This is a genomic window from Burkholderia sp. Ac-20353 (assembly GCF_017104785.1).
Taxonomy (GTDB): domain Bacteria; phylum Pseudomonadota; class Gammaproteobacteria; order Burkholderiales; family Burkholderiaceae; genus Burkholderia.
This window is the reverse complement of sequence record NZ_JAAGPL010000006.1, coordinates 1-26,819: the sequence shown is the minus strand read 5'-3', so window position 1 is coordinate 26,819 and position 26,819 is coordinate 1. Positions and strand designations below refer to the sequence as shown.

23 protein-coding genes are annotated in these 26,819 nt (G+C 64.0%); 13 read left to right on the top strand and 10 right to left on the bottom strand.

Going from position 1 to position 26,819, the window contains the following annotated elements:
* The first annotated feature begins 4 nt into the window (after nucleotides 1-4).
* Nucleotides 5-904, top strand: coding sequence for a DUF4922 domain-containing protein (locus G3N94_RS02535; RefSeq protein WP_205790616.1), 900 nt, complete (start codon nucleotides 5-7; stop codon nucleotides 902-904).
* 27 nt (nucleotides 905-931) lie between these two features.
* On the opposite strand, the gene G3N94_RS42130 is transcribed toward G3N94_RS02535, so the two are convergent.
* Both G3N94_RS42130 and G3N94_RS02525 read right to left on the bottom strand, forming a co-directional pair.
* Entirely contained in the window at nucleotides 932-1,228 is a 297-nt protein-coding gene (locus G3N94_RS42130; protein WP_346778631.1) for a hypothetical protein, read from the bottom strand.
* A gap of 472 nt (nucleotides 1,229-1,700) precedes the next feature.
* A complete protein-coding gene (locus tag G3N94_RS02525) occupies nucleotides 1,701-2,288 on the bottom strand; it encodes a hypothetical protein (RefSeq protein ID WP_241021521.1) in 588 nt (195 codons plus the stop codon).
* A 929-nt stretch (nucleotides 2,289-3,217) separates the two neighbouring features.
* Here G3N94_RS02525 and G3N94_RS02520 point away from each other — a divergent pair.
* Nucleotides 3,218-4,513: an NAD(P)-binding domain-containing protein gene (locus G3N94_RS02520; protein WP_205790514.1), complete on the top strand. Its 1,296-nt coding sequence runs from the start codon at nucleotides 3,218-3,220 to the stop codon at nucleotides 4,511-4,513.
* On the opposite strand, the gene G3N94_RS02515 is transcribed toward G3N94_RS02520, so the two are convergent.
* Together G3N94_RS02515 and G3N94_RS02510 are read right to left on the bottom strand one after the other, a co-directional pair.
* On the bottom strand, nucleotides 4,507-5,034 hold the full coding sequence (locus tag G3N94_RS02515) for a hypothetical protein (RefSeq protein WP_205790513.1): 528 nt from the start codon (nucleotides 5,032-5,034) through the stop codon (nucleotides 4,507-4,509). The genes G3N94_RS02520 and G3N94_RS02515 overlap by 7 nt on opposite strands.
* An 85-nt stretch (nucleotides 5,035-5,119) precedes the next feature.
* Entirely contained in the window at nucleotides 5,120-5,971 is an 852-nt protein-coding gene (locus G3N94_RS02510) for a class I SAM-dependent methyltransferase (RefSeq protein WP_205790615.1), read from the bottom strand.
* 85 nt (nucleotides 5,972-6,056) lie between these two features.
* Between G3N94_RS02510 and G3N94_RS02505 the strand changes: the two genes are divergently transcribed.
* On the top strand, nucleotides 6,057-7,025 hold the full coding sequence (locus G3N94_RS02505) for a LysR family transcriptional regulator (protein ID WP_205790512.1): 969 nt from the start codon (nucleotides 6,057-6,059) through the stop codon (nucleotides 7,023-7,025).
* 66 nt (nucleotides 7,026-7,091) lie between these two features.
* Here the strand turns inward: G3N94_RS02505 and G3N94_RS02500 are convergent, their stop codons facing one another.
* Nucleotides 7,092-7,862, bottom strand: a complete 771-nt coding sequence (locus G3N94_RS02500) for an alpha/beta hydrolase (RefSeq protein ID WP_205790614.1) — start codon at nucleotides 7,860-7,862, stop codon at nucleotides 7,092-7,094.
* Nucleotides 7,863-8,031: 169 nt separating this feature from the next.
* On the opposite strand from G3N94_RS02500, the gene G3N94_RS02495 reads away from it, so the two are divergent.
* On the top strand, nucleotides 8,032-8,637 hold the full coding sequence (locus G3N94_RS02495) for a TetR/AcrR family transcriptional regulator (protein ID WP_205790511.1): 606 nt from the start codon (nucleotides 8,032-8,034) through the stop codon (nucleotides 8,635-8,637).
* A 122-nt stretch (nucleotides 8,638-8,759) separates the two neighbouring features.
* On the opposite strand, the gene G3N94_RS02490 is transcribed toward G3N94_RS02495, so the two are convergent.
* The gene (locus tag G3N94_RS02490) at nucleotides 8,760-9,215 is read right to left on the bottom strand and encodes a GNAT family N-acetyltransferase (RefSeq protein WP_205790510.1); all 456 of its coding nucleotides are present in this window, start codon (nucleotides 9,213-9,215) and stop codon (nucleotides 8,760-8,762) included.
* Nucleotides 9,216-9,483: 268 nt separating this feature from the next.
* Nucleotides 9,484-12,069 (bottom strand): bifunctional aconitate hydratase 2/2-methylisocitrate dehydratase, encoded by a 2,586-nt coding sequence (gene acnB / locus G3N94_RS02485; RefSeq protein WP_205790509.1) that lies wholly within the window; start codon nucleotides 12,067-12,069, stop codon nucleotides 9,484-9,486.
* A 472-nt stretch (nucleotides 12,070-12,541) separates the two neighbouring features.
* Between acnB and G3N94_RS02480 the strand changes: the two genes are divergently transcribed.
* Nucleotides 12,542-13,231 (top strand): isochorismatase family cysteine hydrolase, encoded by a 690-nt coding sequence (locus tag G3N94_RS02480; protein WP_205790613.1) that lies wholly within the window; start codon nucleotides 12,542-12,544, stop codon nucleotides 13,229-13,231.
* A 24-nt stretch (nucleotides 13,232-13,255) separates the two neighbouring features.
* Here G3N94_RS02480 and G3N94_RS02475 read toward each other — a convergent pair whose 3' ends face one another.
* Both G3N94_RS02475 and G3N94_RS02470 read right to left on the bottom strand, forming a co-directional pair.
* Nucleotides 13,256-13,723 (bottom strand): YaiI/YqxD family protein, encoded by a 468-nt coding sequence (locus tag G3N94_RS02475; protein WP_205790508.1) that lies wholly within the window; start codon nucleotides 13,721-13,723, stop codon nucleotides 13,256-13,258.
* 134 nt (nucleotides 13,724-13,857) lie between these two features.
* On the bottom strand, nucleotides 13,858-14,844 hold the full coding sequence (locus tag G3N94_RS02470; protein ID WP_205790507.1) for a helix-turn-helix domain-containing protein: 987 nt from the start codon (nucleotides 14,842-14,844) through the stop codon (nucleotides 13,858-13,860).
* Between the two features lie 86 nt (nucleotides 14,845-14,930).
* On the opposite strand from G3N94_RS02470, the gene G3N94_RS02465 reads away from it, so the two are divergent.
* Nucleotides 14,931-16,130 carry a DJ-1/PfpI family protein gene (locus G3N94_RS02465; protein ID WP_241021520.1) on the top strand — a complete coding sequence of 400 codons (1,200 nt, stop codon included), beginning with the start codon at nucleotides 14,931-14,933 and terminating at the stop codon, nucleotides 16,128-16,130.
* Between the two features lie 46 nt (nucleotides 16,131-16,176).
* On the opposite strand, the gene G3N94_RS02460 is transcribed toward G3N94_RS02465, so the two are convergent.
* The gene (locus G3N94_RS02460; protein ID WP_205790506.1) at nucleotides 16,177-16,539 is read right to left on the bottom strand and encodes a hypothetical protein; all 363 of its coding nucleotides are present in this window, start codon (nucleotides 16,537-16,539) and stop codon (nucleotides 16,177-16,179) included.
* A gap of 694 nt (nucleotides 16,540-17,233) precedes the next feature.
* Between G3N94_RS02460 and G3N94_RS02455 the strand changes: the two genes are divergently transcribed.
* From G3N94_RS02455 to G3N94_RS02425, 7 genes are read left to right on the top strand one after another with little or no spacing between them, the layout of a single operon-like run.
* Nucleotides 17,234-18,499, top strand: a complete 1,266-nt coding sequence (locus tag G3N94_RS02455) for a toxic anion resistance protein (protein ID WP_205790505.1) — start codon at nucleotides 17,234-17,236, stop codon at nucleotides 18,497-18,499.
* A gap of 17 nt (nucleotides 18,500-18,516) precedes the next feature.
* Nucleotides 18,517-19,800: a VWA domain-containing protein gene (locus G3N94_RS02450; protein ID WP_205790504.1), complete on the top strand. Its 1,284-nt coding sequence runs from the start codon at nucleotides 18,517-18,519 to the stop codon at nucleotides 19,798-19,800.
* Nucleotides 19,801-19,813: 13 nt separating this feature from the next.
* Complete coding sequence (locus tag G3N94_RS02445; protein ID WP_205790503.1) at nucleotides 19,814-20,632, top strand: FHA domain-containing protein; 819 nt, start codon at nucleotides 19,814-19,816, stop codon at nucleotides 20,630-20,632.
* 44 nt (nucleotides 20,633-20,676) lie between these two features.
* Entirely contained in the window at nucleotides 20,677-22,041 is a 1,365-nt protein-coding gene (locus tag G3N94_RS02440; RefSeq protein WP_205790502.1) for an MCP four helix bundle domain-containing protein, read from the top strand.
* Nucleotides 22,038-23,222: a hypothetical protein gene (locus G3N94_RS02435; protein ID WP_205790501.1), complete on the top strand. Its 1,185-nt coding sequence runs from the start codon at nucleotides 22,038-22,040 to the stop codon at nucleotides 23,220-23,222. Before G3N94_RS02440 ends, G3N94_RS02435 begins: the two co-directional genes overlap by 4 nt.
* A 33-nt stretch (nucleotides 23,223-23,255) precedes the next feature.
* Nucleotides 23,256-25,487, top strand: a complete 2,232-nt coding sequence (locus G3N94_RS02430) for a serine/threonine-protein kinase (protein ID WP_205790500.1) — start codon at nucleotides 23,256-23,258, stop codon at nucleotides 25,485-25,487.
* A 30-nt stretch (nucleotides 25,488-25,517) separates the two neighbouring features.
* Nucleotides 25,518-26,519, top strand: a complete 1,002-nt coding sequence (locus G3N94_RS02425; protein ID WP_277398497.1) for a protein phosphatase 2C domain-containing protein — start codon at nucleotides 25,518-25,520, stop codon at nucleotides 26,517-26,519.
* The last annotated feature ends 300 nt before the right edge of the window (nucleotides 26,520-26,819 follow it).

Below are 26,819 nucleotides of genomic sequence, written 5' to 3'. Positions count from 1 at the left end.
GACCATGCGCCCTTCACCTGTTCAGCCCGGCACGCTTTGGCCGACCATCGTGCAGCGAACGACGCACGCGCTGCAACGACGCGCGTTGTTCCCGATCGAAACCGTCCAGTCGTCGATCGAGGACGGCGGCGTGAGGTTTCTGGTCCGCCAGGTGTCGAGCCTGGCTCGCAAGGACCAAGCAAAAACACGCGGCACCGGCAGTGCCGGTGGCAATCCGTTCCTGCCGTACGACCCTGATCTGTTTGTCGCGGATATCTCCGATACCCATGTGGCGTTGCTCAACAAGTTCAACGTCATCGAGCATCACCTGCTGATCGTCACCCGCTGCTTCGAGCCGCAGGAGTCGTTGTTGACCGTCGCGGACTTCGCCGCGCTGCTCGCTTGCATGGCGGAGTTCGAGAGTGTGGGTTTCTACAATGGCGGCGCAGGCGCTGGCGCGAGCCAGCCCCACAAGCACCTGCAGCTCGTGCCGCTGCCGTTCGCCGACGGTGGTCCGGCGTTGCCGATCGGCCCGTTGCTGGAGTCGGCGCGAATCGCCGGTGTCATTGGCACGGTCCCTGGTCTCGATTTTGCACACGCGTTTGCGCCACTCGATGTGCTTGCGGCACCCACGCATCAGACGGCATGCACCGCGTGCGAGCGCTATCGTGCATTGCTCGATACGGTCGGCATACAGGCTGTCGATGGAGATGGCGGGTTGCGCCAATCGGCACCGTACAACCTGCTGGTGATGTCCGCGGGGATGCTGCTGGTGCCGAGATCCGCCGAAATCGTCGAAGGCATCCCGGTCAATGCTTTGGGGTTCGCCGGCTCGTTGTTTGTCCGGGATGACGCGCAAATGCGAACCGTTGAGCACGTGGGCCCAATGAGTCTCCTGCGGCGAGCGGCAGGAGTCGCGGAATAGGGGGCGCAGGCGGCGAACGACGCGCGTTCAACGGCGCTCGGTAATCGGGCCCTCGGCATCCACGCGTCCGACGGCACCGGCAGGGCCGCCGACGGTGATCGGGCCGTGCGCTTCCAGATCGCCGTGTACGATCAGCGGGCCATGCACTGTGAGCGGGCCATGAAACGTGTTTTCTCCGCGGCGCCTGCGTACGGCGGGATCGTCGGGCGGAATCCGTTCAATCCAGGCCGCCGTGATCGGACCGCGCGCGTAGATGTCACCGGCCACCGTCAGCGAGTCATCGACGGTCACCGGCCCGAGGACGACGAGCGACCCGGTGATCACGAGCGGCCCTGTGACAACGGGCTGCGCATACGCCGACGCGCAAAACGCGAATGACGCGAGCAGAACCGCGCCTGCCGCGGTATCCCGCGCCAGTCTCGATGCGATGCTCAGTCCGCCCCTCGTATTGCAGCGTTTCACACTGTCTCCTGGTCGGCGCAATCGGCGCAATCGGCGCGAGCGGCGCGAGCGTCGGTTGTCTGCTGATTCCGGACAGCCGGTTGCCGCTCAAGCAGCCACCTACGGTACTTTTCAGTCTAGGCAGGGAGGTGACGAACACAAGCGGCAGCGGCCGATGCAACAGAGAAAGTGACTGGCGAATTGACGTCCGCTGCCCGCCGAGGCGCGGCCGTTTGAGCGAGCGCTTGCCCGCACCTGAAAATTCGGGATCCCACGCTCGCCAAAGCGCGGATTGTGCGACGACGGGATGCGTACTGCTGCGAGCGCGCAGTACGCATCCGTCGGGTGTCGGCGATCAATAGGCCGCGACCTTTTCGGTGTTGCGCCGTTCAAGGGGCGCCCGGGATTTCGCCAGCGCCGTGATCAACAACATGGTGGCGATTCCGCCGGCAATCAGCGCCGGGTAAGCTGCCAGGATCTGGACCAACGAGTACTTCCAGCTCAACGGCCGCCCGACGCCCAGCATTGCCGCATAGAACCACGAGACTGCGGAAACCACGCCCGCGAAAATGGCAACCATGCGTCGTTCGAAGGAGAGCTTCAGCAGGGACCCCGCTTTCTCCAATGCCGGGAGGACCATGGAGTGCAAAGCGATGCCGTTGAAGGTCAGCAGCGCGACGATGCCGATCTTGGCCTGCAGTTTGGGATTGTGGAGATACGTGAGACCCTGGGTCCGCATATCGAACGCAATGATCGCAATGCCGGTGATCCAGAGCACCGTCAGCGCCAACGTGACGGTGCGCTGCAGACTGGGCAGGTGGACCTGGGCAAGATCGGCACGTGCGTCGGAATTCAAAAGCCGCTTGACCATCGCGATGTCACTGGTCAGCACGAGACCAATCGCGACACAGCAGGCTATGAGATGAACAAAGACGATTCCCATTCTTACGAATTCCATTTTCTGTCCTTTTTCGCGCGTTGCGCAAAGTCAAGTTATACCGTCGCAAATCAGGGCGATGCCGCGCAATACATTAGGACTGCGACGCAAACATCAAAATTCGAAGACGAATCCCTCTGTCAAGCCGGCTCCAGTCCGGCATGACAGGAACAACTCGGCGAGCCCATTACGGCGCGTCGGATCCTATCGGGCTGCATGTCGTCGAATCGAAACCCGTTGCGAGTTCGACCGCTTGATCAAGTCCGCATGGCGCGCAGACTTGCATTGTCGGATGGCTGGCCATCCAGGTACCCGGCATGTCGTGATATGCAGAATGAAACATCGCCCAACTGCCGGATGCCGCCGGACGACAGGCAAAATTTACGGTAGGAGGCCTCATCGAATCAACCCGACTTGTTACGAAATGCAAAGACGGTTACGTGCGATGAATGGGGTAGACAAAGGGGGCCGACCCTGGCGCGGTTCCCGCGAGCAGGCGGGCAGCGTAATGTCACGATTTCGATTCGGGCGCGGATCGACGCGTCACGACCTTTACATTTTCGCGAGAATCGCTGAAAGGGTCGCAGGCAACAATGCACGTTGTGCAATTTTCATATGTGGAATAGAGAAATTTGGCCGCTCGGAATGGCATCGCACATCTATTTTTCAGACGAATAGATTTCGCGAATTGCGCGCCGGGCATTGTGGGCGATCGCGGAATGAGGAATCGCGCGGCGCCGGCTTTGAGCGTGAAGGCTTGCGGTGAGGTGAGCCGCGTTCTAACGTTCTCTCAAAAGCGATGCGTCAGCCGCACACCGGACACTCAAACGATTTCTTCGATATGCCGAGTTGCCACGCGTTGCCGCTGTGGCATCCAGGCAAGCTCAACGTGCCTGACTTGCAATCATCCAGTGGGGGACGGGAGGCGCGGTCGCATGGAAAGCATCGAGACTGTCGTAATCGGCGCAGGCCAGGCCGGCCTTGCGCTGAGCTGGCATCTGAGTCAGCGCCGCTGCGAACATCTGGTGCTCGAGCGAGCGCGCATCGCCGAGCGCTGGCACTCGCAGCGCTGGGACTCGCTGTATTTCCAGTTCCCGAATTGGAGCATCGAACTGCCGGGCCAGCCGCCATACACAGGAGGTCCGCCCGACGCCTTCGCGCATCGCAGCGAGGTCTGGCGATTTCTCGAGCACTATGCGGCAGCGATTCGTGCGCCGGTGCGTTGCAACACGGAGGTAACGACACTGCGTCGAGAGGGTGACCGATCGACGAGATTCCGGCTCGTCACGCCGCAGCGCGAGCTGCGAGCGCGCAACGTGGTCGTTGCCACAGGCCCGTATCAATATGGGTGCGTCCCGCTTCTGCAGCGAGGCCTTCCCCCTGAGGTCATGCAGATCCACGCCGGCGACTATCGCAATCCGGACCGGCTGCCCGAAGGCGCCGTGCTCGTGATTGGCTCGGGTGCGTCGGGGTGCCAGATCGCCGACGAGTTGCTCGACGCTGGACGGCGCACCTACCTCAGCGTTGGCCGGCATCAACGTTCGCCGCGACGCTATCGGGGCCGCGATGCATTCTGGTGGCGTCGCGAGCTTGGCCTGCTCGACGAGACCGCTGCCGAGCTGCCCCCGGAATGCCGGATGCCAGCGGCGTTGCTGACCGGGGTGCACGGCGGTTACGACGTCGACCTGCGCCAGTCAGCCGCGCGTGGCCTGTCTCTTCTCGGGCATCTCCAGAAGACCTGTGATGGGCGGTTGCATTTCGCTGACGACCTGGAGACCCATCTGCGCGGCGGCGATCGAAGCCTGGAAGCGTTCGTGGCGAGGATCGATGCGCATGTCGCGCGAACCGATGGCCTCGACGTCGAGCCAGCCCCCGACAAGCCCCGTGTTCCTGCCCGGACGGTGTTTCATTCGCCACCGCAGCTCGATGCGCGCGCGGATCGCATTGGCAGCGTGATCTGGGCCACCGGCTACCGCTTCGACTTCGGGTGGATCAAGGTGCCCGAGGTGTTCGACGCGGCCGGCGCGCCCGTTCACAGACGCGGCATCACCGAAGTGCCGGGGCTGTACTTCCTTGGCCTGCCATGGCTCTACAAGCGAAAATCGACTTTCCTGATGGGCGTCGGGGAGGACGCGGCACATATCGCCGCGACCATCGCTGACGAGTCGCGCCAACGACGGCCGGGTGATACGTCGTCACCGGGTGCGGCCGACGGACGGAACGATCAATAGCTCGGCGCCGCCTTGGGCTGACGACGCAGCATCAGATAGAAGGCGACCACATGCGTAATCGCCAGCACCGGCACGTAGATGATCGGAATCACATACATGGCGCCCAGCTCTCCCGCACGCGAAGGAAGATCGGCCAGGGTAGCGTGGTAGTAGTCGACGATGAGGTCGGTTGCGCCCACGACATTGAACGCGACGACGAACAACCAGAACAGCGCGCGCATTCGTGCCTCCATTTGTGCCCGCATTTGTGCGATGAATAGCGCGAGCATCGCCAGCACGCCCGTTGCGAAGTCGCCATATGCAGCGAACACGGCGAAGCTCGCCGGCAGTTGGGCACCGACAACGCCCGGCAGGATGAAGACCAGCCCGAAGAATCGGAAACTGTGCAACGTGGCAATCACGCGTTGCGCTTCGAACGCGTCCATCGACTTGAGCCTGGGCCACGCGTAAGCGCGAAAGCAGAGCAGCCACGCGACATACCCCAGAACGAGATGCAACCGAAAAATGAGCGCCGGTGACATGTTGCCTCCTGTCAGGTGTTGAGCTCGCTGCGCCAGGCGGGGCGCAGCGGGACGAGACCAGCGGAAACGGGTGCTGCGGTCGTTATCAGCGGTTTTCCAGGTGAGCTCGAGTGTTCGTGGGTAAGGCCTCGAACACCGCGGTGAGGATGCCGACCCGGTCTTCCATGAGATTTCGCCCCAGGTTGGCCAACAGCTGCGCGAAGTCCGGCCCCATCACGACGCCGAGATTGGGCGACGGCGGCGGCCCGGACGCACGCAGCTGGACGATCCAGTCCTTCGCGGCCTCGGTGTCGTTTTGCCATGCCAGCGTGCGGAAACCGGCTTGTTCGATCGCCTCGCGCGTCGCATCGGCGGTCAGCAGAAAGCTGGTTGCCGGCGTTCGCGCCCACGGAACGGGATAGTACGGTTCGCTGCCGTTTGCGACGACGTCGAACGTCGCAAACCTGCCGCCAGGCTTCAGCACGCGCTGGATCTCCCGGTAAAGCCGTGCGCGCTCGGCGATGTTCATCGCGACGTGTTGCAGCAACACGGCGTCGAAATGGTCGCCGTCGAACGGAAGATCCAGCGCGCTGGCGGCATGGAACGATACCTGTTCGCTCTGCCCGGTGCGCCGCGTGAGATAGCGTGCGGCATCCACGAACGGTTCGCTGAGGTCGATGCCGGTCACGCGGCAGCCATAGGTTGCAGCCAGAAAACGGGCCGGCCCGCCGACGCCCGAACCCACGTCCAGTACCGACATGTCGGCGGTGATCGCCGCCAATTCGGCAAGCTCGGCAGTGGCAGCAAGACCGCGGGTGTGAAACTGGTCGAGCGCGCCCAGTTGCTGCGGTGCGAGCGGCTGATCGTCCGGCCCAAGGGGCGCGAGCACGCTCTTCAGCCGCTCGGTGAGGCCGGTCGCGCGATAGTGGTCGCGCACGCCATCAAGTGCATCAGTCATTGCAAGTTCCTCCACGCGTGATTTGCAGGTGACAGGTGTACCATCGTCTCGCGCGAGCGACTATTCATCACAATGTTGACAGGCTATGAAGCAGAACTTCACAGTCAGGCAGGGCGCACTCGATGGCGTGGAGGTGTTCCTGTGCGTTGCGCAGCATCGCAGTTTTCGCAGGGCAGCCGCGGAACTCGGTGTGACGCCGTCGGCCATCAGTCAGGCGGTGCGTGCACTCGAAGCGCGCATCGGCGCAGCGCTGTTCATACGCACCACGCGCAGCGTCGGCCTGACCGAAGCCGGCGAACGCTTTCTTTCGCGCGCCAAGCCTGCGTTCGAGGAGCTTGTCGCCGCCAGCGAGGTCGCGCGCGGACTCGGCCAGCGGCCCGCAGGACTGTTGCGCCTCTCGGTGCCGCGCGCGGTCGTCCCGATCCTGCTGGAGCCATTGATCGCCTCCTTCTGCAAGGCCAATCCCGAGGTCGAGGTGGAGATTGCCGCAAACGAGAAGCTGATCGATCTTGCGGCGGAAGGCTTCGACGCCGGCATCCGGCTCGGCCAGTTCGTCGCCGCCGACATGGTCGCGGTACCGTTGACACCCCCGTTCCGTCTCATCGTCGTCGGTAGTCCTGCCTACTTCGCTGCACGCAGCCGACCCACGCACATCGACGATCTGCGCCAGCACGCGTGCTTGCGATGGCGTCGCTCCAGCGGCGCGCTCGCGCCATGGTCATTCAACGACGATGGCGAGGCCATTGAGATCGCCGTATCCGGCCCCTTCATCGCCAACGACTTTCCCACCCTGCTTGGCGCGGCGATCGAAGGCATCGGCCTTGCCCAGCTACCTGAGCCGGTTGCCTCTGAAGGGTTGAGAACCGGAAAACTGGTGCATGTGCTGGAGCCGTTCGCGCCGGTGAAACCGGGCGTGTTTCTCTACTATCCAAGCCGCCGGCAGGTCATGCCGAAGCTGCGCGCGTTCATCGATCATGTGAAGAGCCGCGCGGCAGGCGGTGGCAAGGTGCAGGTACACGATGACGACAAGCGTGCGGGTGCGCGGAAACGGTGACGGCCTGCGCGAGTAATACGAGCCGCCTCGACCAATACGAGGGCCGAAGGCGGCAGGTCACGGTCGTCATTCCTTGCCGGACTGTGCTGCAGCTTGCTCGATCAGCTTCGCGATTTCGGCCGGGTGCGACATGTAGGCGACATGGCTCGAGTTGATCTCGATCGTCTTGCTGCCGGCGCGCTGGGTCATGAAGCGTTCCAGATCGGGATTGATCGCGCGGTCCGCGCTCGCCACGACAGCCCAGCTCGGCTTCGTTCTCCACGCGGCATGCGTGATCGGAACGCCGAACGATTGCGCGGCGGGCGTGACTTGCGAGATGGCCATGAAGCTGGCTTCGGCGGCGGGCAGATCGGCGGCGAAATCCTCATGGAAATTGGCCGGATCGATGTAAAGATGGCCGTCGTCAGTCGCCTTGATGGCCTTGGTCGCGGGCGGCATCTTTTTGGTCAGCTCGAGCGGGGTCTCGCCCGTGTCTGGCTGGAACGCGGCCACGTAGACGAGACCCGCGACCTTGCCGTCGTTGCCGGCCTCGGTCACCACCGCGCCGCCGTAGCTGTGGCCGACGAGGATGCTGGGACCGTCCTGCGCATCGACAACGCGGGTGGTGGCCTTCACGTCGTCGTCGAATGACGTTTCCGGTTCCTGCACCACGGCGACCTTGTAGCCGTCGCGCGTGAGAATCTTCGACACGGCCTGCCAGCCCGAGCCGTCGGCGAAGTACCCGTGGACGAGGACGATGTTCTTGACCGGCGCGGCCGTGGCAGCCTGCGAGCCGAGCGCGGCGGCGGAAAGGGCAACGGCGGCGGCGATGCGGGTAACGTATGAGGAAGTCTTCATTTTCGTGCTCCAGAGTGTGAGGTAACCGGGGACTCGACAGGACATCGCCTGTTCGATGACAGCCATCCTACTAGTAGGATGGCTGGAATGCAAGAAGATCCTCGAGGCTGGAATTTGGGCCTCGCCACGCGTAGACTGTCGACAAATCAACCGACTAGATGGTAGGCAAATGACAGTAACAGGCAACCTCACGGCCAACAGGATCATTGCAGCGGGACGGCAACTCATCATGCGTCGCGGCTATAGCGGGTTCAGCTATGCCGACGTTGCCGAGGCGATCGACATCCGCAAGGCGAGCATTCACCACCACTTTCCCGCTAAGACAGATCTCGTGATCGCCGTGTTGAACGAGTGGCGGGACGCGTTTGACGCGGACATGGCGGCGCTTCAGGCGAGCGGCGCCGACGCCATTGCGCAGTTGCGCGCCTACATCGGCCATTGGGAGCGCTGCATTGCGGACGACAGTGCGCCGTTCTGCGTAGCGGGCATGCTTGGCGCCGAACTCCCTGCGCTGCCTGACGAAGTGGCACAAGTGGTGAAAACGTTCTTCGACAACCTTGCTTCGTGGCTCGAGCAGGTGCTCGCGACGGGGGTGAAGGACGGCCTCATCAAACTGGATGCGTCGGTTCAGACGGAGGCTGCGACGCTCGTGTCGCTGGTCTACGGTGCGATGCTTGCTACGCGGGCTTATGGCAACGTCGCGCTATTCAAGAGCGTTACCGAGGGCGCGGTGGAAAGACTGGTGAAGCCGCGCAAACGCACACGATCCACCTGACGTACCGGGAGTGTACATCGTTATCCTGACCATTATCGGGCGAGCAGGAAAGCACCGGGCCCTCGAAGTGCGCCTGATCGGACCTTGCCGGCTGTTATCGCGCGTCCGCGCGTAACCAGGCGTCAGGCCGCGATGTGCTTTTGCATGAACACACTCAGCGGGTCGTTCGCGTAATCGCCGAACGGTCCCCGGCGCTCATAGCCGGCTGACGCATACAGCGCCAGCGCCTCTGGTTGGTACGGTCCGGTTTCGAGCTTGAGCAACTTGCAGCCGGAACCTGTTGCCCGCGACTCGAGCAGAGCCAGGAGTTTCCTGGCGATGCCTTGCCCGCGTCCGCGAGGGTTGACGTACATGCGTTTGAGTTCGCCGAATTCAGGGTAGAGGACGATCGCTCCGCAGCCGATTGCGTGGCCCGTACCATCCCTCGCAACGGCAAACAGGACATTGGGTTGCTTCAATGACGCGAGGTCGAGCGCGTGTCGGCTCTCTGGTGGGTACAGCGAGTCCTGGTAAGCGTCCAGCTCGGCAATGAGGGCGATCACGTCAGGCTGATCGGGTGATTCGAACGCGATAGTCATGGCTGAAGAAGGGCGGGGCGAAATGGATGTTGAAGTATCCCGGGCGTTGGAGATTTGCGTTAAGCGAGCGAACGGGGCGCGATCGTTTTACGTCATCCTCGAACTGTATATCAGCCGTGGCGGCGTTTAGCGACGTTCCTTTTCGAAAGCCTGCCAAGCGGCTCCCTCCAGCGCTGCACAAAAAAAATGGCGCCGCAGGCATTCATCCTGCGGCGCCATTCCGTGCGGTGCTGCGACGCGAACAACACGCCGCAGCCCGACAGCCCGATTACATCTGCACGGTGTCGGCCACTTCCTTGAAGTCCTGGATCTGGTCGAAGTTCATGTACTTGTAGATCTTGTCGCCGTTGGCGTTGATCACGCCGATGTCGGCCATGTACTCGTCCTTGGTCGGGATCTTGCCCAGACGCGAGCAGATCGCTGCCAGTTCCGCGGAGCCGAGGTACACGTTCGTGTTCTTGCCCAGGCGGTTCGGGAAGTTGCGGGTCGACGTCGACATGACCGTCGCGCCTTCGCGCACCTGTGCCTGGTTGCCCATGCACAGCGAGCAGCCCGGCATTTCGGTGCGTGCACCGGCCGTGCCGAACACGCCGTAGTGGCCTTCCTCGGTCAGCTGCTTCTGGTCCATCTTGGTCGGCGGCGCGACCCACAGCTTGACCGGGATGTCGCGCTTGCCTTCCAGCAGCTTCGACGCGGCGCGGAAGTGGCCGATGTTGGTCATGCACGAGCCGATGAACACTTCGTCGATCTTCGCACCGGCGACGTCGGACAGCGTCTTCACGTCGTCCGGATCGTTCGGGCACGCGACGATCGGCTCGTGGATGTCGGCCAGGTCGATCTCGATGACAGCCGCGTACTCGGCGTCGGCATCCGGCGACAGCAGTTGCGGGTCGGCCAGCCACTGCTCCATCGCCTGGATGCGGCGCTGCAGGCTGCGCGGGTCCTGGTAGCCCTCGGCGATCATCCACTTCAGCAGCGTGATGTTGCTGTTCAGGTATTCGATGATCGGTTCCTTGTTCAGGTGCACCGAGCAACCGGCGGCCGAGCGCTCGGCCGATGCATCCGACAGTTCGAATGCTTGCTCGACCTTCAGGTCGGGCAGGCCTTCGATTTCGAGAATGCGGCCCGAGAAGATGTTCTTCTTGCCTTGCTTGGCCACCGTCAGCATGCCTTGCTTGATCGCGTACAGCGGAATCGCGTTGACCAGGTCACGCAGCGTCACGCCCGGCTGCATCTTGCCCTTGAAGCGGACCAGCACCGATTCCGGCATGTCCAGCGGCATCGTGCCGGTAGCGGCCGCGAACGCGACCAGGCCCGAACCCGCCGGGAAGCTGATGCCGATCGGGAAGCGCGTGTGCGAATCGCCGCCGGTGCCGACGGTGTCGGGCAGCAGCATGCGGTTCAGCCACGAGTGGATCACGCCGTCGCCCGGGCGCAGCGCGATGCCGCCACGGGTGCTGATGAAGTTCGGCAGCGTCTGGTGCGTCTTCACGTCCACCGGCTTCGGATAAGCGGCCGTGTGGCAGAACGACTGCATCACGAGGTCGGCCGAGAAGCCGAGGCACGCGAGGTCCTTCAGTTCGTCGCGGGTCATCGGGCCGGTGGTGTCCTGTGAGCCCACCGAGGTCATCTTCGGTTCGCAGTACGTGCCCGGACGGATGCCCTGGCCTGCCGGCAGGCCGCACGCGCGGCCGACCATCTTCTGTGCGAGCGAGAAGCCCTTGCCGCTGTCGGCCGGCTGATGCGGCAGGCGGAACAGCGTCGACGGGGCCAGGCCCAGCGCTTCACGCGCCTTGGCGGTCAGGCCACGGCCGATGATCAGCGGAATGCGGCCGCCGGCGCGCACTTCGTCGAACAGCACGTCGGACTTGACCTGGAACTCGGCGATCACTGCGCCGTCCTTCAGCGCCTTGCCTTCGTACGGGCGCAGTTCGACCACGTCGCCCATTTCCATCTGCGACACATCGAGTTCGATCGGCAGCGCGCCGGCGTCTTCCATCGTGTTGTAGAAGATCGGGGCGATCTTGCCGCCCAGGCACACGCCGCCGAAGCGCTTGTTCGGGACGAACGGGATGTCTTCACCCGTGAACCACAGCACCGAGTTGGTGGCCGACTTGCGCGAGGAGCCGGTGCCGACCACGTCGCCCACGTACGCGACCAGGTGACCCTTTTCCTTCAGCGACTCGATGAACTTGACCGGGCCACGCTTGCCGTCTTCTTCCGGGGTGATGCCGGGGCGCGCGTTCTTCAGCATCGCCAGCGCGTGCATCGGGATGTCCGGGCGGGTGGTGGCGTCCGGAGCCGGCGACAGGTCGTCGGTGTTGGTTTCGCCCGTCACCTTGAAGACGGTGATGGTCAGGCTTTGCGGCACTTCCGGACGGCTGGTGAACCATTCGGCGTCGGCCCAGCTTTGCAGCACGGCCTGGGCGTGCGCGTTGCCCTTGTCGGCCAGTTCCTTGACGTCGTGGAACTGGTCGAACATCAGCAGCGTTTTCTTCAGCGCGTCGGCTGCCGTGGCGGCGACGGCTTCATCGGACAGCAGCTCGATCAGCGGCTGGATGTTGTAGCCGCCCAGCATCGTGCCGAGCAGTTCGGTCGCGCGCTCACGCGAGATCAGCGGGCTGGCGGTCTCGCCTTTGGCCACGGCGGCCAGGAAGCCGGCTTTCACGCGGGCGGCTTCGTCCACACCGGCGGGCACGCGGTGGGTGATCAGGTCGAGCAGCGTCTGCTCTTCGCCGGCCGGCGGATTCGCCAGCAATTCCACCAGTTCGGCGGTCTGCTGAGCCGTCAGCGGCAGGGGGGGAATACCGAGCGCGGCGCGAGCGGCCACGTGAGCACGAAAGTTTTCTAGCATGGGGGACCTGCTGAGATTGGCGTTTCAGGGGGAAGGCCTTTCGGGCACTCCGAGGCTGTTCCAGGCACTGCTTTGATCGCGATTCTAGTCGCAATGCTCTGGAACGTCAAATGTCTTATGTCTTATATAAGAGTTGGAAAACACACAATGGGAATCATTGCTGGAAGGGGCCGTCGTGTCTTTCGTCCGGAATCTGGCGGTTTGCCCGAGAGCCTTGTTGTTTCGGGTGTTTCGGACCATCCTGGTCGACCTGATGTGGCGGCCAGCATTCAGGTCGTGCGGGGCATGAAGTACTATTCCACGGCGGCGAAGTGTCGTGTTGGCAACAGGATGCTTCGCTGCGTTCCATGTTCTCGGGTCGTGAATGAACCGCGTATCGACGTCAAGGAGAGGCGTAAATGGAAGAAATAGCGTTGCCTGCGGCTATCGGGTGGCATCCGTCACGGCTCGGGAAAACGTATCAGGTGACGCAATGACAACCAGCGTGAATTCCGCGGGCAGCGGGAGCGACGGAACCGGCAGCGCGTCCGGTCAGCGTGTGGATCCGCAGATTCCGGTAATCGTGCCGGCGAAAACCGCGCTTGTCGTCATGCATTACCAGACCGACATTCTCGGACTCTTCCCATCGGTCGCACCGGCTTTGCTCGCCAATACGCGCAAACTATGCGACGCAGCGCGGGCCAAAGGCATCGGCGTCTATTTCGCCAACCTTCGGTTCAGTCCCGGCTATCCGGAGGTCAGCCCGTTGAACAAGAACGGGCAGGGAATCAAGCGGCTTGGTCTGTTCGTCGACGACCGGACCTCGCCGGAATTGGGCCCGCAGGCCAATGAGCCGCTCATCGTCGCGCATCGCGCCAGCGTGTTCTTCGGGACCGATCTGGAAGCGCGACTTTCCGCACAAGGTGTCGATTCGCTGATCATGGTCGGCATTGCGTCGACCGGTGTCGTGTTGTCGTCGGTCGCGTACGCGAGCGATGCGGACTTCCGCCTGTATACGGTCAAGGATTGCTGTTACGACCCGGATCAGGTGGTACATGAGCATCTGTTCTCCACCGCATTCGATTCGCGCACAACGGTGCTGTCGCTGGCGGATGCGCTGCTGCTGCTCGCCCGGGCATTCGACGCCCGCTCCGACGCAAACCCGGACCGGTCGACTGGCTGATGGCCCGCCGGCAGCGCAGGCCGTTCAAACAGCTCCCCCGGGCCGCGTGCCGTGACGTGCGAGGAACCGATCGAGTTGGGCCGCGAATGCCTTGCTGTCCCGCGCACTATAGGGCGCCGGCCCTCCCGTATCGATGCCCGTGCTGCGAAGTTGATCGAGCATTGCACGCATCGCGAGGCGTTCCTCGATATTCTCACGGCTAAACCAGCTTCCGCGCGGGTCAAGCGCATGAGCGCCCTTGTCGAGGACAGCGGCGGCAAGTGGGATGTCAGCGGTAATCACGAGGTCGCCGGCACTGACCAGCTCGACGATGCGCGCATCGGCGGAATCGAAACCGGCCGGTACCTGGAGTGCCTTGATAAAAGGAGACGGCGGCGTGCGCAAATACTGGTTCGCGACCAGGGTCACGTGTACTTCAGCGCGACGCGCGGCCCGAAACAACATGTCCTTGATCACAACGGGACAAGCGTCAGCATCAACCAGCACTTGCATGGCAGCATTTCCAATACACAGAAAAAGAAATTTTATATCACTGTCGGCGGTCGCCTTGCGGCAACGGGCGCCAGAAGGAAATTGAGGGGCGACACGCAAATTCGCCGACAACGCCAGGATGCGCTGACCGCGCGTCACGATCCGAACCGTCCCCGGTAGAAGCCAGGCGTGGCGCCGACGTGCTTGAGAAAGGCTCGGTGCAGGGAATCGAGACTGCCGAAGCCGGCACGCTCGGCGATTCGCGCAAGGGGCCAATCGGATGTTTCAAGCAGCGCCTTGGCGCGATCGACACGGGCGGCTTCGACAAAGTGTCCCGGCGTGCAACCGGCCTCCTTCCGAAACACTCGCGATAGCGTCCGCTCGCTCATGCCCGCGCGGTCGGCAAGCGCGGGGCCGCTGAGGTCGCCTGTAGGATCGTCGATGATGCTGGTAATGAGCGCACGCAACCGCGGCGTCGCGTTCGCGTGGATCTTGAGCCCGGCACTGAATTGCGATTGACCGCCTGGCCGTCGCATGAAGAGAACGAGCTCGCGCGCGACCGCCAGGGCGACGGCAGGGCCACAATCCGCCTCGACGAACGACAGGCACAAGTCGATCCCCGCGGTGACGCCTGCGGACGTGTAAAAGGGCGGCTCTGCAACGAAGATCGCATCAGGCTCGACCTGAATGGCTGGCCTGAGGGCCTGCAACAACGAACAGGCGTTCCAGTGTGTCGTCGCGCGACGGCCATCGAGAAATCCTCCGGCGGCCAGCACGAAAGCGCCGGTGCAAACGCTGGCGATTCGGCGCGTGCGTGTCGCTCGCGCTCTCAACCACGGCAAGACGCCTTCCTCGGTGGCGGCCTGACGCAGCGCCGCCTCGCTGCCACCTGCAATGACGATCGTGTCGATGTCGTCGGGCAGGTCTTCGAGTGCAACCGCCCCGGCGAGCCGCAACCCCGCGTGGGTCGCGATCTCGCCTCGCGTATGCGAGGCCAGCGTCACGCTGTATGGCATGACGGCACGCCCGCTGTGGTGATTCGCGACAGCGAACACCTCCATCGGTCCGACAACATCGAGCGACTGAACGCCGTCGAAACCAATGACTGCAATTTCGCGCGTCCCGCTGTTCAAGTGAGGCATGGCAAAAAGTGCGACTGGATTGTCCTTTCAGACATCGCATGATGCGTGTAATTTTGGCCGCAGACAACTGGAGAAAGAGCTCGCTCATGCGCCATCCCTTCGTGACCGTGACCGCAATGCTGGCGTTGGTGTTGTTTGCGCTGGTGTCGCGGGCGGCATGGTCGGCCGCGGCGACCGATCCCGTCGCGGTCAATCCTGAAAGTACCCGCGACTCGCGGCTCATGGTGCCGCCGCCCAAAGCCGGACGGACGCGCCCGCTGATCGTCGTGCTGGCCGACAATGCCGGGACGGAGACCACCGATTTCGTCATTCCGTACGGGGTGTTCAAGGAGTCCCGCGCGGCCGATGTACTGGCGGTATCGACCGAACCGGGCACGATCAACCTGATGCCCGCGCTGCAGGTGCTACCGGATATGAGCATCGCGCAATTCGATGCGTCGACCCCTGATGGGGCGGACATTGTGGTCGTGCCGGCCATGCACCGGCCGGATAACCCGTTGTTGCTGGCGTGGGTGCGCGCGCAGGTCGCGAAGGGGGCGCTCGTCGTTTCGATCTGTGATGGCGCGTGGATTCTGGCGAACGCCGGCCTTCTGCAGGATCGGATGGCGACGTCCCACTGGTATTCACTTGGGCGGCTGGCAAAGCAGTACCCCGGCACGACATGGATGCGGAACCGCCGCTATGTTCAGGACCGCGGTGTCATGACGACAAGCGGAGTGACGGCTTCGATTCCGGCATCGCTCGCCCTTGTCGAAGCGTTTGCGGGCCGGACCGTCGCTGATGCGACGGCTCGTCGTCTGCGGGTGAGCAGTTGGGGTGCCGAACACGACAGCGAACCGTTCAGGCTGACAACGGGGCGCATTGCGGTCGCCGCGGCGAACTTCCTGGCATTCTGGAGGCACGAGACCGTCGAAATCGCAGTCCAGGATGGCTTCGACGAAATTGCCGTCGCACTTGTGGCCGACGTTTGGTCGAGGACCTACCGCTCCGAAGCAGTTGCAACGGGCGCATCCAGGATGGTCCGCTCGCGGCGCGGCTTGCTGCTGGTGCCCGCCGCCGCCGCGGGCGAGGCTCGGCATGTCGTGACGCCACGCGCAGATGCGGCGGCGAATGCCGTGGATATTGCGCTGGATGATGTGGCGAATCGGTATGGAATCAAGACAGCCGACTTTGTCGCACTTCAACTCGAATATCCGGGGAAATCATTCGCCTTTCGCAGTTCAGCTGGAAGCAATTCGCGCCAGCGTTTCCTTTCCGCCGATCCAGGCGCAAAGGACGCGTTGTAAAACGACGCCTCACTGTCTATGTCAACCATGGTTGAACCCATGTTTTTCACGGTGATGTAGACATGGTCCTTGTATAGGAGCCACCTTCCGCCATCAACGCATCCTGTGCATGATCAGTGCCGAGCTCCGAGTCGGCGGATTCCGCGTACCTGCTGCTGACGGAGTGCTCGAGGTCAAGATTTGCGGGGTGAAGTCGGATGACTTTCTGGTCGGGGGGGGGGGCGGCGCAGACCGTGAATGTCGACGGGGATGAGCGGGCGTCGATGACGGGGAGATCGAGTTCGCTAAAGCGATCTTCAACGACAGCATCGACAATGTCTTTCACGACTACAACATGGATCAGAAAGGCAATCAGTTTGCCGAATAATTCGTGATCCGTATCGTGAAGAACTGCAAGGCCATCAATCACCGCGGGTATGTTGGAACACCTGAAAGACTCGACTGGGTGCTTGCTCGGTTATTGATGGATCCGTGGAATGCGGAGAATCTCCCGAAATAGCGCAATAGACGCCTTCTCACCGAGGATGTATGGCGCCTGCGATATTTGCTCCACCATGGACGGATCCGAAGCATGAAGACAATTTTCTGAAGCGGCGCGATTGGATTCGTATCGTGCTGGCTATTTGTCCCCCACGCGATGGCCACGTCGCATGGCCCCATCCGCCTGCATATGCCGCCAAAGACGCTGGACGCCAACAAATACTATCGCTTCTCGATTATTCCGGCTGGGGACGACGCCGGTCCCGTGTATGGCGCGACATTTTGCGTGCTCAAGCAACCCGACGGACGTGTCCGTGTTGCGGCGCCGGGGAAAGGGCAGAACACGTGCGCATCGGTGGGCTTCTGATCGGTGCAGAGGTAGAGGCATTGGGGCCAGCGTGCTTGACTGAACACAAGATACGGTATGCACCGCGCCGAAGATTAAAAATTTACGGAATTTTTATTTACAAAATAATTTCAATTCCAGTCAATTTCATTGCGCAATAGTCAGTGGTGCAGATAGCGGGTAGTATCGTGAAACGATGGTTCTGTCGGAAATTGCAGGTGCGATGTCGGAGGCGAGCTGATGCAGCCGGATGCGACATTAATGGCTTTGTCATGAAATGACCGCGGCGTGGTCTCGGCCCATTCGTCGCAAGAGAAAATGTCAAATGCGGTCAAAACCAATAAGCGAGAGAACAATGACCGAACGGCAGGTTAATGTCATCAATGCGGTGCCCGTGCCGGCAGAAACGTCGCTGATTCCGGCTTTGAAATTCGAGCTTCGTCCCGAGCAGCAAATGGACTTGAGCAAGCTGACCGGCGAGCAGGTGGCGCGCGTCAATCAGATCGTGTCGAGCGTGTCCTTCAACGACACCAACAGCCTGGTCTCCTTCGGCGCGGACGCCCAGCGCGAGCTGAGCCAGCATCTCGACGCGTTGCTTGAAGGCATCCGCACAAGCGAGACGGGGCGCGCCGGCGAAGTGACGATCGCGCTCGCGACCACGATCAAGGATCTCAACCTGCCCAAGGTGAAGGCCGAAGTGGAGAGCGGCGGCGTCGCCGATCACCTCGGCAAGCTGCCGATCGTGGGCGGCTGGTTTTCCGCGCTTCGCGCGCTTCAGCAAAACCACAAGAAGATCACCGAGCACCTCGCGGCGATCGAGCAAAAGGCCCAGGGACAGCTCGAAACACTGCGGGCGATGAATGACAAGCTCGACCGGCTCGTGGATGGCAGCATTGCCCATATCAGGAATCTAGAGCTCTATATGGCCGCGGGGCAGATCCTCATCAAGCGCGCGAGACTCGAGTTCGAACAGCGTCGCGCGGCGGCCGAGGCTTCTCGCGATGTGATCGAGATTGCCCGACTGCGGGATTTCGCCGAGCAGGTCAACGCGTTCGAGACGCGCATCGTCCGTATCCATCTCGCGCACAGCCGCTCGATCACGTCGGTGCCGGAAATCCGCGCGTCGCAGGCTGCCGCGTTGATCGAGATGAACAATCTGATGGACGGCCTACTGTTCGACTTGCCGGAGTTGAAGCGCGCGATCCTGCGTGTCGCCTCGCTCGAGCGCACGATGCAGGCGTCGAAAGACGCCCAGGCGCGCCGCGAGCTGACCCGGCAGCTTGGCAACATCGCCGGCGATCAGTTGCAGGACGCTTATCTGCACGCGAAAGAAAGCCAGGGCGATTTCGCGGCCGACGTGGCGGCGCTGTCGCAATCGGCCGACAAGCTGCTCCAGACGATCGAGCTCGGCCGGCGCATCGACGCTGCCAACGTTGCGAAGCGCGAGCAGGCGATCGCCGATCTGGCGAGCGTCAACAGCAAATTCAAGGACGGCCTGCTCGAGGCCGGCAATCGCTTCGTCTCCAGCACGACGAACAGCTAATTCAACGCGGAGGTGACGTGTTCAGCATTCAGGGATTTTTCAACCCCTATCTCCCGGCCGGTCAGACGCGGCTCGATTCCGTGTTGACCATCACGTCCAGCATGGAGGCTTCCGCAGCGCCGTCGGGCCGCAAGGTGGTGGGCTTCGTGCTCGACGTGTCCGGCTCGATGCACGGCGAAAAGCTCGCGCAGGCCAAGCTCGCGGCGCGCCGCGGCATCGACATGCTGGGCGAGGACATGGGTTTCTTTGTCGTGTCGTTCTCGGGTACGGCCAACGTGGTCGTCGCGGCCTGCCAGGCAACGCACGAGAACAAGGAGAGTGCGCATCGCGCGGTGCAGGCGCTCAGCGCCAGCGGTTCGACTGCGATGTCGCGCGGGCTCAAGCTGGCGCTCGCACAGGTGCAGCGCAGCGGCGCGGCGATCGCAAGCGTCTACTTCCAGACCGATGGCGACAACGACGAGCATGACAACGAGCATTTGCCCGCAGTCATCGCGCAGTGCCAGGGCGTGTTTCAGTGCGATTGCCGCGGCATCGGCACCGACTGGAAACCCGAGCAGTTGCGTCGTATTGCATCGGCGCTGCTTGGCACGGCCGATGCCGTGATCGATCCCGCGGGCCTCGACGAAGACTTTCGGGCATTCCTGTCGCGCTCGATGTCAAAGGGTATCGCCGGCGCGGTGCTGCGCATCTGGTCGCCGAAGGTCGTCAAGGTGGCGACGGTCAAGCAGATGAGCCCCGATATTCTCGACCTCATGCCGCTCGCGAAGCGCGTCGACGACAAGACGCTCGACATTCCGCTCGGCGCGTGGGCGGCGGAAACCCGCGATTACCAGCTCGCGTTCGAGCTGCCCGCAGGCTCGCTCGGCGATGAAATGCTCGCGTGCCGGGCCGCGGTTGTCTATCAGGGCCCGGAAGGGGAAACCAGGGTCGGCTGCGATCCGATCGCCGTGAGGTGGTCGAACGACGACGCCCTGACCACGCGCATCAGCAAGGAAGTGGCGCACTACACGGGGCAGTCGGAGCTGGCCGAATCGATCCAGGGCGGCCTCGAGGCAAAGGCGGCGGGCGACGAGGAACGCGCGACGCGTCTGCTCGGACGCGCGGCGCAAATCGCGGCGCAATCGGGCAACGAAGAGGTTACGCGGCGCCTCAGGAAGGTCGTCGACGTAGTCGATGCCGGTGCGGGCACGGTCCGTCTCAAGCGCGCCGACAAGGGGGCCGAGATGGAGCTGGAGCTGGGCGGCACGCGAACGGTGCGGCGCCGGGCCGGCGCAGCACAGCCGATCGAAAGCCAACCCTGAGAATGTGCTTGCCATGAACGAGATTTGTCCCAAGGGGCATGTATCCACCGATCCGGAGTTCTGCTCGGAATGCGGCGTGTCGATGAAACCGGGCTCGGCGGTGGCCGGTATCGCGGGCGGATTCGACGCGCCGGCGGCCGCGGGCAGCGAAACCTGCCCCGACTGCATGACGCCTCGCCGTCCGGGTGCACGGTACTGCGAAATGTGCCGCTACGACTTCAGCACGCGCATGTCATTCGCCGGGCTGGCGCCTTCGACGCCTTCAGCCGCGTCGCTGCAAGCGAGTGTCCCGGACACTGGCGATGCGATTACTGTCCCGGCCGCACCGCGTTCGTCGGCAGCAGCGGCCTCGCCCGCTGCCGTTAACGCGAATTCCGCCGGCGTCGGCCGATCCTTTGCTGAAACGGCTGCCGGCACGCCGGCACCCGGCGATGCACCTGAGCCGGACGCGTACGCATTGGCCGTCCCGCGGTTGAAGCTGCGCATCGTCGTCGATCCTGTGCTGTACACCGAGCCGGCGCCCGACCTGCGGTGCCCCACCGATACGCCGGAGAAGGTCTTTCACCTCGATCTCGACGAGAACACGCTGGGCCGTCAGTACGAAGGCAAAGGCATTCATCCCGAGATCGTGATCCACGACCCCGGCATCTCGCGTCGCCATCTCAAGTTCGTCCGCGGCTCGGCCGGCGCGTACTCGGTGCTCGAGCTCGGCTCCTCCAACGGCACGCTGATGAACCGCGCCGCGCTCGAACCGGGTGTCGAGACGCCTTTGACGCCGGGTGACGAGCTCACCCTCGGCATGTGGACGCGGATTTTCGTGGAAGCGCGCTGAAGCCGGGACGGCGAGAGACCCGAACAACCAGGAGAAAATCAGACATGTCGACCACGCAAGCGCCGGCCGGTGCCGGCGTCGTCCTGCCGCAGGCGGACATTGTCCGCGTGCCGGGCCGGTTGCGAATCCGCGGGACCATCATCGTGGTGCTGTCCCTTCTCGTCGCAGTGATCGGCTGGTGCACGTATCGCTCGTACGCGAGCGTCGTGCAGACGATCGGCAAGGACTCGGAGCCATCGATCGTCGCGGCCGAGAACATCCGCAGCACGCTCGGGAACGCACACGCTGCGCTCGTCAACGTCTTTCTGACGGGCGAGGGCGCCGATGGCGCGAGCGCGCGCGAATACCGCAAGTCGCTCACGCAGGCAAACGACTATCTTGTCGCCGCCGCGCAGAACATCACCTATGGCGACGAGGAGCGGCGTCCGATCCTCGACATCCTCAATCAACTGTCCGACTACCAGAGCCTGGTCGGCATGGCGCTCGCCCAGGGCGGCAACGTGCAGGTGCTGCACAAGGCGGACGACCTGATGCGCGAGCACATTGCGCCGGCCGCCGATGCGCTCGCCCAGGCAAACTTCAGGCATCTCGATGCGGCTTATACCGATGGCCGGTCCGCCGCGCATCGATGGCTGGCCGTTTTCGGCGCGGCGTCGCTCGTGTTGCTCGTCGTGCTGCTCGATACGCAGCGCTACGTCTACGCGAGCTTCAGGCGGCTCGTCAATCCGGCGATGGCGGCCGGCTCGCTGCTGTTCGTGCTGGCCGTGGCGCTCTTCGCCTACAAGGCCGGTCACGTCATGTCCGGCATGCGCACGGCGAAAGAAGATGCGTTCGATTCCGTCTATGCACTGTCGCAAGCACAGGCCGTCGCGTACGCGGCGAATGCGCAGGAAAGCGTCTATCTGATCACGCCGCAAAAGGATGCCCAAGGTCGCCAGACCGCGCTGTTTCGCGACGACGCGAACAAGCTGTTTTCGGCGAATATCGCGAACGTTCCGCAATTGCCGCCCGATCTGAAACGGTTGCAGGGCCACGGGTTGCTCGGCAACGAACTCGCGAACATCACCTTCGACGGTGAGGATGCCGCCGCGAAGGCGGCCCTGGCCGGCTGGCTCGAATACGTCCGCATCGACGAGCAGATCCGCGCGCTCGAAGCGGCTGGCCGGCACAACGACGCGGTCGCGCTGTGCGTCGGCACGCGGCCCGGCGAGTCGGACTGGGCGTTCGATCGCTTCGTGAAGGCGTTGCTGGTGACGATGAACATCAACCAGACGCAGTTCGATCTCGCCGTCGCACGCGCGTTCGACGACGTGCGCTGGCTGTGGATTCTGCTCGTCGCGGTGCTGCTGTGCCCGCTCGCCGGCGCGCTGGCGGGATTGCAGCAGCGCCTTGCGGAGTTCCGCGAGTGAGCGACGTCGACGATCGGGTCGCCGTCTGGCAGGCGCGGGTCGCGGCCGTCGCGGCGAACATCAATGCGCTGTCGAGCGCCGAGAGCACGATGCGGATCCGCATTCGCGCCCGCGAAGGACACTATGCGGGCTTGACCAAGCAGCGCGCGGACGATGCGCTCAAGCGCCTCGGGGCGCTCTCCGACGACTATTTGCTGCTCGCGCGGGTGGTCGACGACGCGCACGTGGCCCAGCACAACGGGCTGTTCGTCACGCGCGAGACGCGCCGGGAAAGAGTAAGCGCGCTGCTCGAGGGCGAATCCATCGTCCGGCCTTCCGAGGCGGTGCCGCTCAACAGTCGCACGCTGCTCGATTCCGCGCTCGGGCATGCTGCGATGACGCCCGCCGCGCTGCTCGCGCGGATGCAAAAAGACTTCGAGGCAGCACGCGATGCGCTTGCCGACATCGACGGCGCGGAGACGGCGGCCCAGGCCGAACTGGCGCGCCTTCACAGCGAATATGCGAGCCTCGACGCGCGCGCGACTCGCATCAAGGTCAGCGCGGAAAGGCCGTCGTTCGTCGAGTTGCAAGGGCTGCAGGCGGACCCGCTGAGCGCACGCGCCGGAATGGCATCGATCGGGCGCGGGTTAACCGCGTGGGCGTCGCTGCTCGAGCGGATCGAGCGTGCACAAGCTCAGGCATCCGAAGGACTGGCACGTGCCAAGGCGACGCTCGCCGAGCTGCGCGGGTTGACCGCCGCGCATCAGGCCCAGCTGCAGCAGGTGACGATGCTGTTGGGCGCGCAAAGCGCGCTGTCGCTGCAGCACGCGCCGGCCGACCAGCTCGCGATGCTCGCGAGCTGGTGCGACACGCTCGACAGCAGCCTGAAGGCCGGGCAATGGGACGCGGTGAATGTCGGCTTGAGCCGCATCGAGGTCGCGCTTCACGAGGCGCTCGAGCGCGGCAGGGCCGGGCTCGCGGAAGCGCAGGCGAGGTGCGCGGAGGTCGACGAGATCAAAGGGCAGTTCACCGCCCTGAAGGCGAAGGAGCATGCGCTGTCGGCCCAACGCGCGCGCGCGATCGACACCGATGCGTTGCGCGAGCGGATCGCCCAGGCGCTGTCGGCGAGGCCCGTCGACGTGGCCGAGGCGCGCTCGAGCCTCAGGGCGTACCAGAGCCTGCTGCTGACGCTGAGCCACTGAAGATCACGAGCAGGGAACAACAGGAGTCGTTATATGGCGGAGTCTTGCACCTATTGCGGCGGCGCGGTCGTCGACGGCGTGTGTGAGGATTGCGGCAAGCCGGCGAAGGCCGTGTCGCTGATCGCCGCGGGCGCGGGCGGCATCGATGCCGATCCGGCGGCGTCGGCGCCGGCCGACAGCACCACGACGGGACGCACGCGCAGCTCGACGCGCTTCACGATCAACTACCCGACGCGCGGCACCGGCAAGAACGCGACGCGGCCCACGCGCCGCCGCGCCGGCGTGTCCACGCATACGAGCACACGTCGCAACTCGCTCGGCGGCGGGCTGATCTCGCTGCCGGACCTGCCGAGCCAGGACCCGCTGAAGCTGCTGATGCGGACGCCCGAGGTGCCGCCGCACAAGCGGCACTGTCCGAAATGCGACGCGCAGGTGAACCGCAGCAAGGGATTCTGCCCGGCTTGCGGCACGCCGTACGACTTCGAGCCACATCTGAAGACGGGCGACGTCATCGCCGGCAAGTACGAAGTGAAGGGCGCGATTGCGTTCGGCGGACTGGGCTGGATCTACCTGGGATTCGATCAGGTGCTCTCGCGCTGGGTCGTGCTCAAGGGCTTGCTGAATGCCAACGACGAAGCCAGCGCCGCGGCGGCGGTCGCAGAGCGGCGCTACCTCGCGGCCGTCAAGCATCCGAAGATCGTCGGCATCTACGACTTCGTGAACCACGGCGCCGAGGGCTTCATCATCATGGAGTACGTAGGCGGGCAAACCGTGCACAGCCTGCGCAAGGCGCGCGGGCCACTGCCCGTGACGGAGGCCATCGCCTATATCCTCGGCATTCTTCCGGCCTTCGCCTATCTGCATGGCCAGGGGCTCGTGTACTGCGACTTCAAGCCCGACAACGTGATGATCGAGGGCGGGGACGTCAAGCTGATCGACATGGGCGCCGTGCGCAAGATTGGCGATCCCGACGGCGATATCTATGCGACGGTCGGCTTCGCGGCGCCCGAGGCGGATACCGATCCCATCGCCGTATCGGACCTGTATACGCTCGGCCGAGCGCTGGCCGTGCTGATTATGGATTTCAAGTTCACGTCGACGTGCGAGCATGCGTTGCCGTCGCCGGACGAGTTCGACGTGCTCGCACAAAACGAGTCGCTCTACCGCTTCCTGCTGCGCGCGACGCATACCGATCCGGACGAGCGCTTCCAGAGCGCCGACGAGATGGCCGAGCAACTGTTCGGCGTTCTCCGCGAGATCGTCGCGCTGCAGTCGGGGCCGAAGCCGGCCGACAGCAAGGTCTTTACGGGCGACCGGATCATGGAGCCGAGCATCGAGCGGCTGGTGGCGCAGCCCGATCCGCTGAGCCTGCCGGCGTTGCGCGTCAATCTCGAGGATCGCGCCGCCAACGAGGTGATCCGCGTGTTGAGCCTGATGGACGGCGAGCAGCAGGTCAACGAGTTCCAGGCGCTCGTGGCCAAGTATGGCGATCGCGCCACCGAGCCGAAGCTGCGCCTCGTCGAGGTGCTGATCGGCAACGAAGGCCTGCTTGGCGACGAGCGTGCCGCGCTGATCGCCGCGACGCTCGATGCATTGGAGGCCGCCGATCCGTTCGACTGGCGACCGAGCTGGTATCGCGGGCTCTGGCGGCTGGTACAGGGCGACGGCGCGCAGGCGATGACGCTTTTCGAGCGCTGCTACTTCGAGATGCCCGGCGAGCTCGCGCCGCGTCTGGCAATGGGCGTCGCCGCCGAAGTCGCGGGGCAGTTCGAGCAGGCGTTGCCGTACTACGACCGCGTGGGCCAGGTCGATCCGTCCTACGTGAGTGCCCACGCCGGCGCCGCGCGGTGCCATGCCAGGGCAGGCCGCCTGCACGAGTCTGTCGCGATGCTCGGCCGCGTGCCGGGCAATCATGCGATGCATGCCCGGACCCAGCTCGTCGTGGGTGAAATGCTGCTGACCTATCCGGCCCTCGTCGACAGCACGCTGCTGCAACGGGCCGAAGCCGCGGTGGGCCAGGCGCTGAGCGCGGGCGGCCATGCGTACCAGATCGCCGCGCGCTTGCTGTCGCTCGCGGTGGCGCGCATCCGCGACATCACGTGGCCCGGCGGCGCGACCTTCCTCGGCGTGCCGTTTTCGGAGGCGGCACTGCGCCTCGGCGCAGAGGCGCAATACCGCCGCGCCGCACGCGAGGCGAGTTCGCAGCCCGAGCGCTTCCACTGGATCGGCGAGGCCAACCGCGTGCGGCCCGTCACGCTGTTCTGAACGCAAGAGACGGAAGGGGGCACAAAGGATATGTCAACGGAACGTTGCGGGAAGTGCGGCGAACCCCTCGCGCCCGGATTCGCGTTCTGCGAGGCCTGCGGAACGCGCGTCGGCGAGACGGATCGGCCGGATCACCACACGTCACCGCCGGGCGCTGGCGGTGCGCAGGGCGGGCCCGGAACCGGAACGAACCTGCGCTGCCAGTGCGGTTGCGCGGATTTCGACGCAGACGGCTTTTGCACGTTGTGCGGCCGGAAGCGCTTGGTGCTGGAGGCAGCCGACGTCGCGACACTCGGCAATTGCGCCGCGACGGCGACGCATCGCGGGCGCCGTCATCCCGATAACCAGGATGCGGTCGGGATGATCGCGGTGCCCGGCGGCGTGGCGCTGGCGGTCGCCGACGGCGTGTCGACGTCGTGGCACGCGCGCCAGGCCGCCGATACCGCGGTGAGTGTCGCGCTTGCCGCGCTGCGCGACGCGCGGGGCGGGCGCACGATTGGCCGCTTGTCGGACGCGCTGAAGCAGGCGCACCAGGCCATCTGCAGGCTGGACACCGCCGCAATCGACCCCGAGCTGGCGGAGCCGCAGGCTACGCTGGTGCTCGCGCTGATCGAAGGCGATCGCCTCAGCTACGCGTGGGTGGGCGACTCCCGCCTATATCTGCTTGCCGGTGGCGAGAGGGTGCTGTTGACCGAAGACGATTCGTGGCTCAATGAGCAGACCAAGGCGGGCGTGCCTTTACAGGCTGCGATGAAGGACGCGAACGCGCACTGCATCACGCAGTGCCTCGGCATGCGCGATGCCGAGCCGGTGATTCACAGCGGCGAGCGCTTGCTGAGCCCGGATAGCTGGTTGCTGCTGTGCTCCGACGGTCTCTGGAACTATCTCACCGAGCCCGGCGAGCTGTGGGCGCAACTCGACGAAGGACGAGGCGCAGCGCCGCTGTCGAGCCGATGCGTGCGCCTCGTCGACCACGCGAACGCCGCGGGCGGCCAGGACAATATCAGCGTCGCGCTTTATCGGCCGCTCTGAAGCGCGCTGTTCACGAATTGGTGCTTGCGTGACCGTATGCGGCGACGACGGCCCCATCTTTGCGGACGCCGTTCAGCGGGCCGAAAAAAAATTTACAGAAACGCTTGACGGCCTCACGGGAGGCCGCCATAATTCGCCTCCCTGTTGATGACAGGGCAGCAAAAAAAAGCTGCAAACGCTCTTTAAAAATTAACAGCCGATAAGTGTGGGCGCTTGATGACAGCGAGCCCGGTCCTCGGATCGGGATAGCAAAAGTATCAAGAGTCTCACACTAAAGTAAGTCAGGTTTATGAAGCAATT

What these genes read in the sequence shown, in the direction of transcription:
- G3N94_RS02535 (WP_205790616.1), top strand. Translation starts at nt 5, where the DNA reads ATGCGCCCTTCACCTGTTCAGCCCGGCACGCTTTGGCCGACCATCGTG.
- G3N94_RS02525 (WP_241021521.1), bottom strand. Translation starts at nt 2,288, where the DNA reads ATGGGAATCGTCTTTGTTCATCTCATAGCCTGCTGTGTCGCGATTGGT.
- G3N94_RS02520 (WP_205790514.1), top strand. Translation starts at nt 3,218, where the DNA reads ATGGAAAGCATCGAGACTGTCGTAATCGGCGCAGGCCAGGCCGGCCTT.
- G3N94_RS02515 (WP_205790513.1), bottom strand. Translation starts at nt 5,034, where the DNA reads ATGTCACCGGCGCTCATTTTTCGGTTGCATCTCGTTCTGGGGTATGTC.
- G3N94_RS02510 (WP_205790615.1), bottom strand. Translation starts at nt 5,971, where the DNA reads ATGACTGATGCACTTGATGGCGTGCGCGACCACTATCGCGCGACCGGC.
- G3N94_RS02505 (WP_205790512.1), top strand. Translation starts at nt 6,057, where the DNA reads ATGAAGCAGAACTTCACAGTCAGGCAGGGCGCACTCGATGGCGTGGAG.
- G3N94_RS02500 (WP_205790614.1), bottom strand. Translation starts at nt 7,862, where the DNA reads ATGAAGACTTCCTCATACGTTACCCGCATCGCCGCCGCCGTTGCCCTT.
- G3N94_RS02495 (WP_205790511.1), top strand. Translation starts at nt 8,032, where the DNA reads ATGACAGTAACAGGCAACCTCACGGCCAACAGGATCATTGCAGCGGGA.
- G3N94_RS02490 (WP_205790510.1), bottom strand. Translation starts at nt 9,215, where the DNA reads ATGACTATCGCGTTCGAATCACCCGATCAGCCTGACGTGATCGCCCTC.
- acnB (WP_205790509.1), bottom strand. Translation starts at nt 12,069, where the DNA reads ATGCTAGAAAACTTTCGTGCTCACGTGGCCGCTCGCGCCGCGCTCGGT.
- G3N94_RS02480 (WP_205790613.1), top strand. Translation starts at nt 12,542, where the DNA reads ATGACAACCAGCGTGAATTCCGCGGGCAGCGGGAGCGACGGAACCGGC.
- G3N94_RS02475 (WP_205790508.1), bottom strand. Translation starts at nt 13,723, where the DNA reads ATGCAAGTGCTGGTTGATGCTGACGCTTGTCCCGTTGTGATCAAGGAC.
- G3N94_RS02470 (WP_205790507.1), bottom strand. Translation starts at nt 14,844, where the DNA reads ATGCCTCACTTGAACAGCGGGACGCGCGAAATTGCAGTCATTGGTTTC.
- G3N94_RS02465 (WP_241021520.1), top strand. Translation starts at nt 14,931, where the DNA reads ATGCGCCATCCCTTCGTGACCGTGACCGCAATGCTGGCGTTGGTGTTG.
- G3N94_RS02455 (WP_205790505.1), top strand. Translation starts at nt 17,234, where the DNA reads ATGACCGCGGCGTGGTCTCGGCCCATTCGTCGCAAGAGAAAATGTCAA.
- G3N94_RS02445 (WP_205790503.1), top strand. Translation starts at nt 19,814, where the DNA reads ATGAACGAGATTTGTCCCAAGGGGCATGTATCCACCGATCCGGAGTTC.
- G3N94_RS02440 (WP_205790502.1), top strand. Translation starts at nt 20,677, where the DNA reads ATGTCGACCACGCAAGCGCCGGCCGGTGCCGGCGTCGTCCTGCCGCAG.
- G3N94_RS02430 (WP_205790500.1), top strand. Translation starts at nt 23,256, where the DNA reads ATGGCGGAGTCTTGCACCTATTGCGGCGGCGCGGTCGTCGACGGCGTG.
- G3N94_RS02425 (WP_277398497.1), top strand. Translation starts at nt 25,518, where the DNA reads ATGTCAACGGAACGTTGCGGGAAGTGCGGCGAACCCCTCGCGCCCGGA.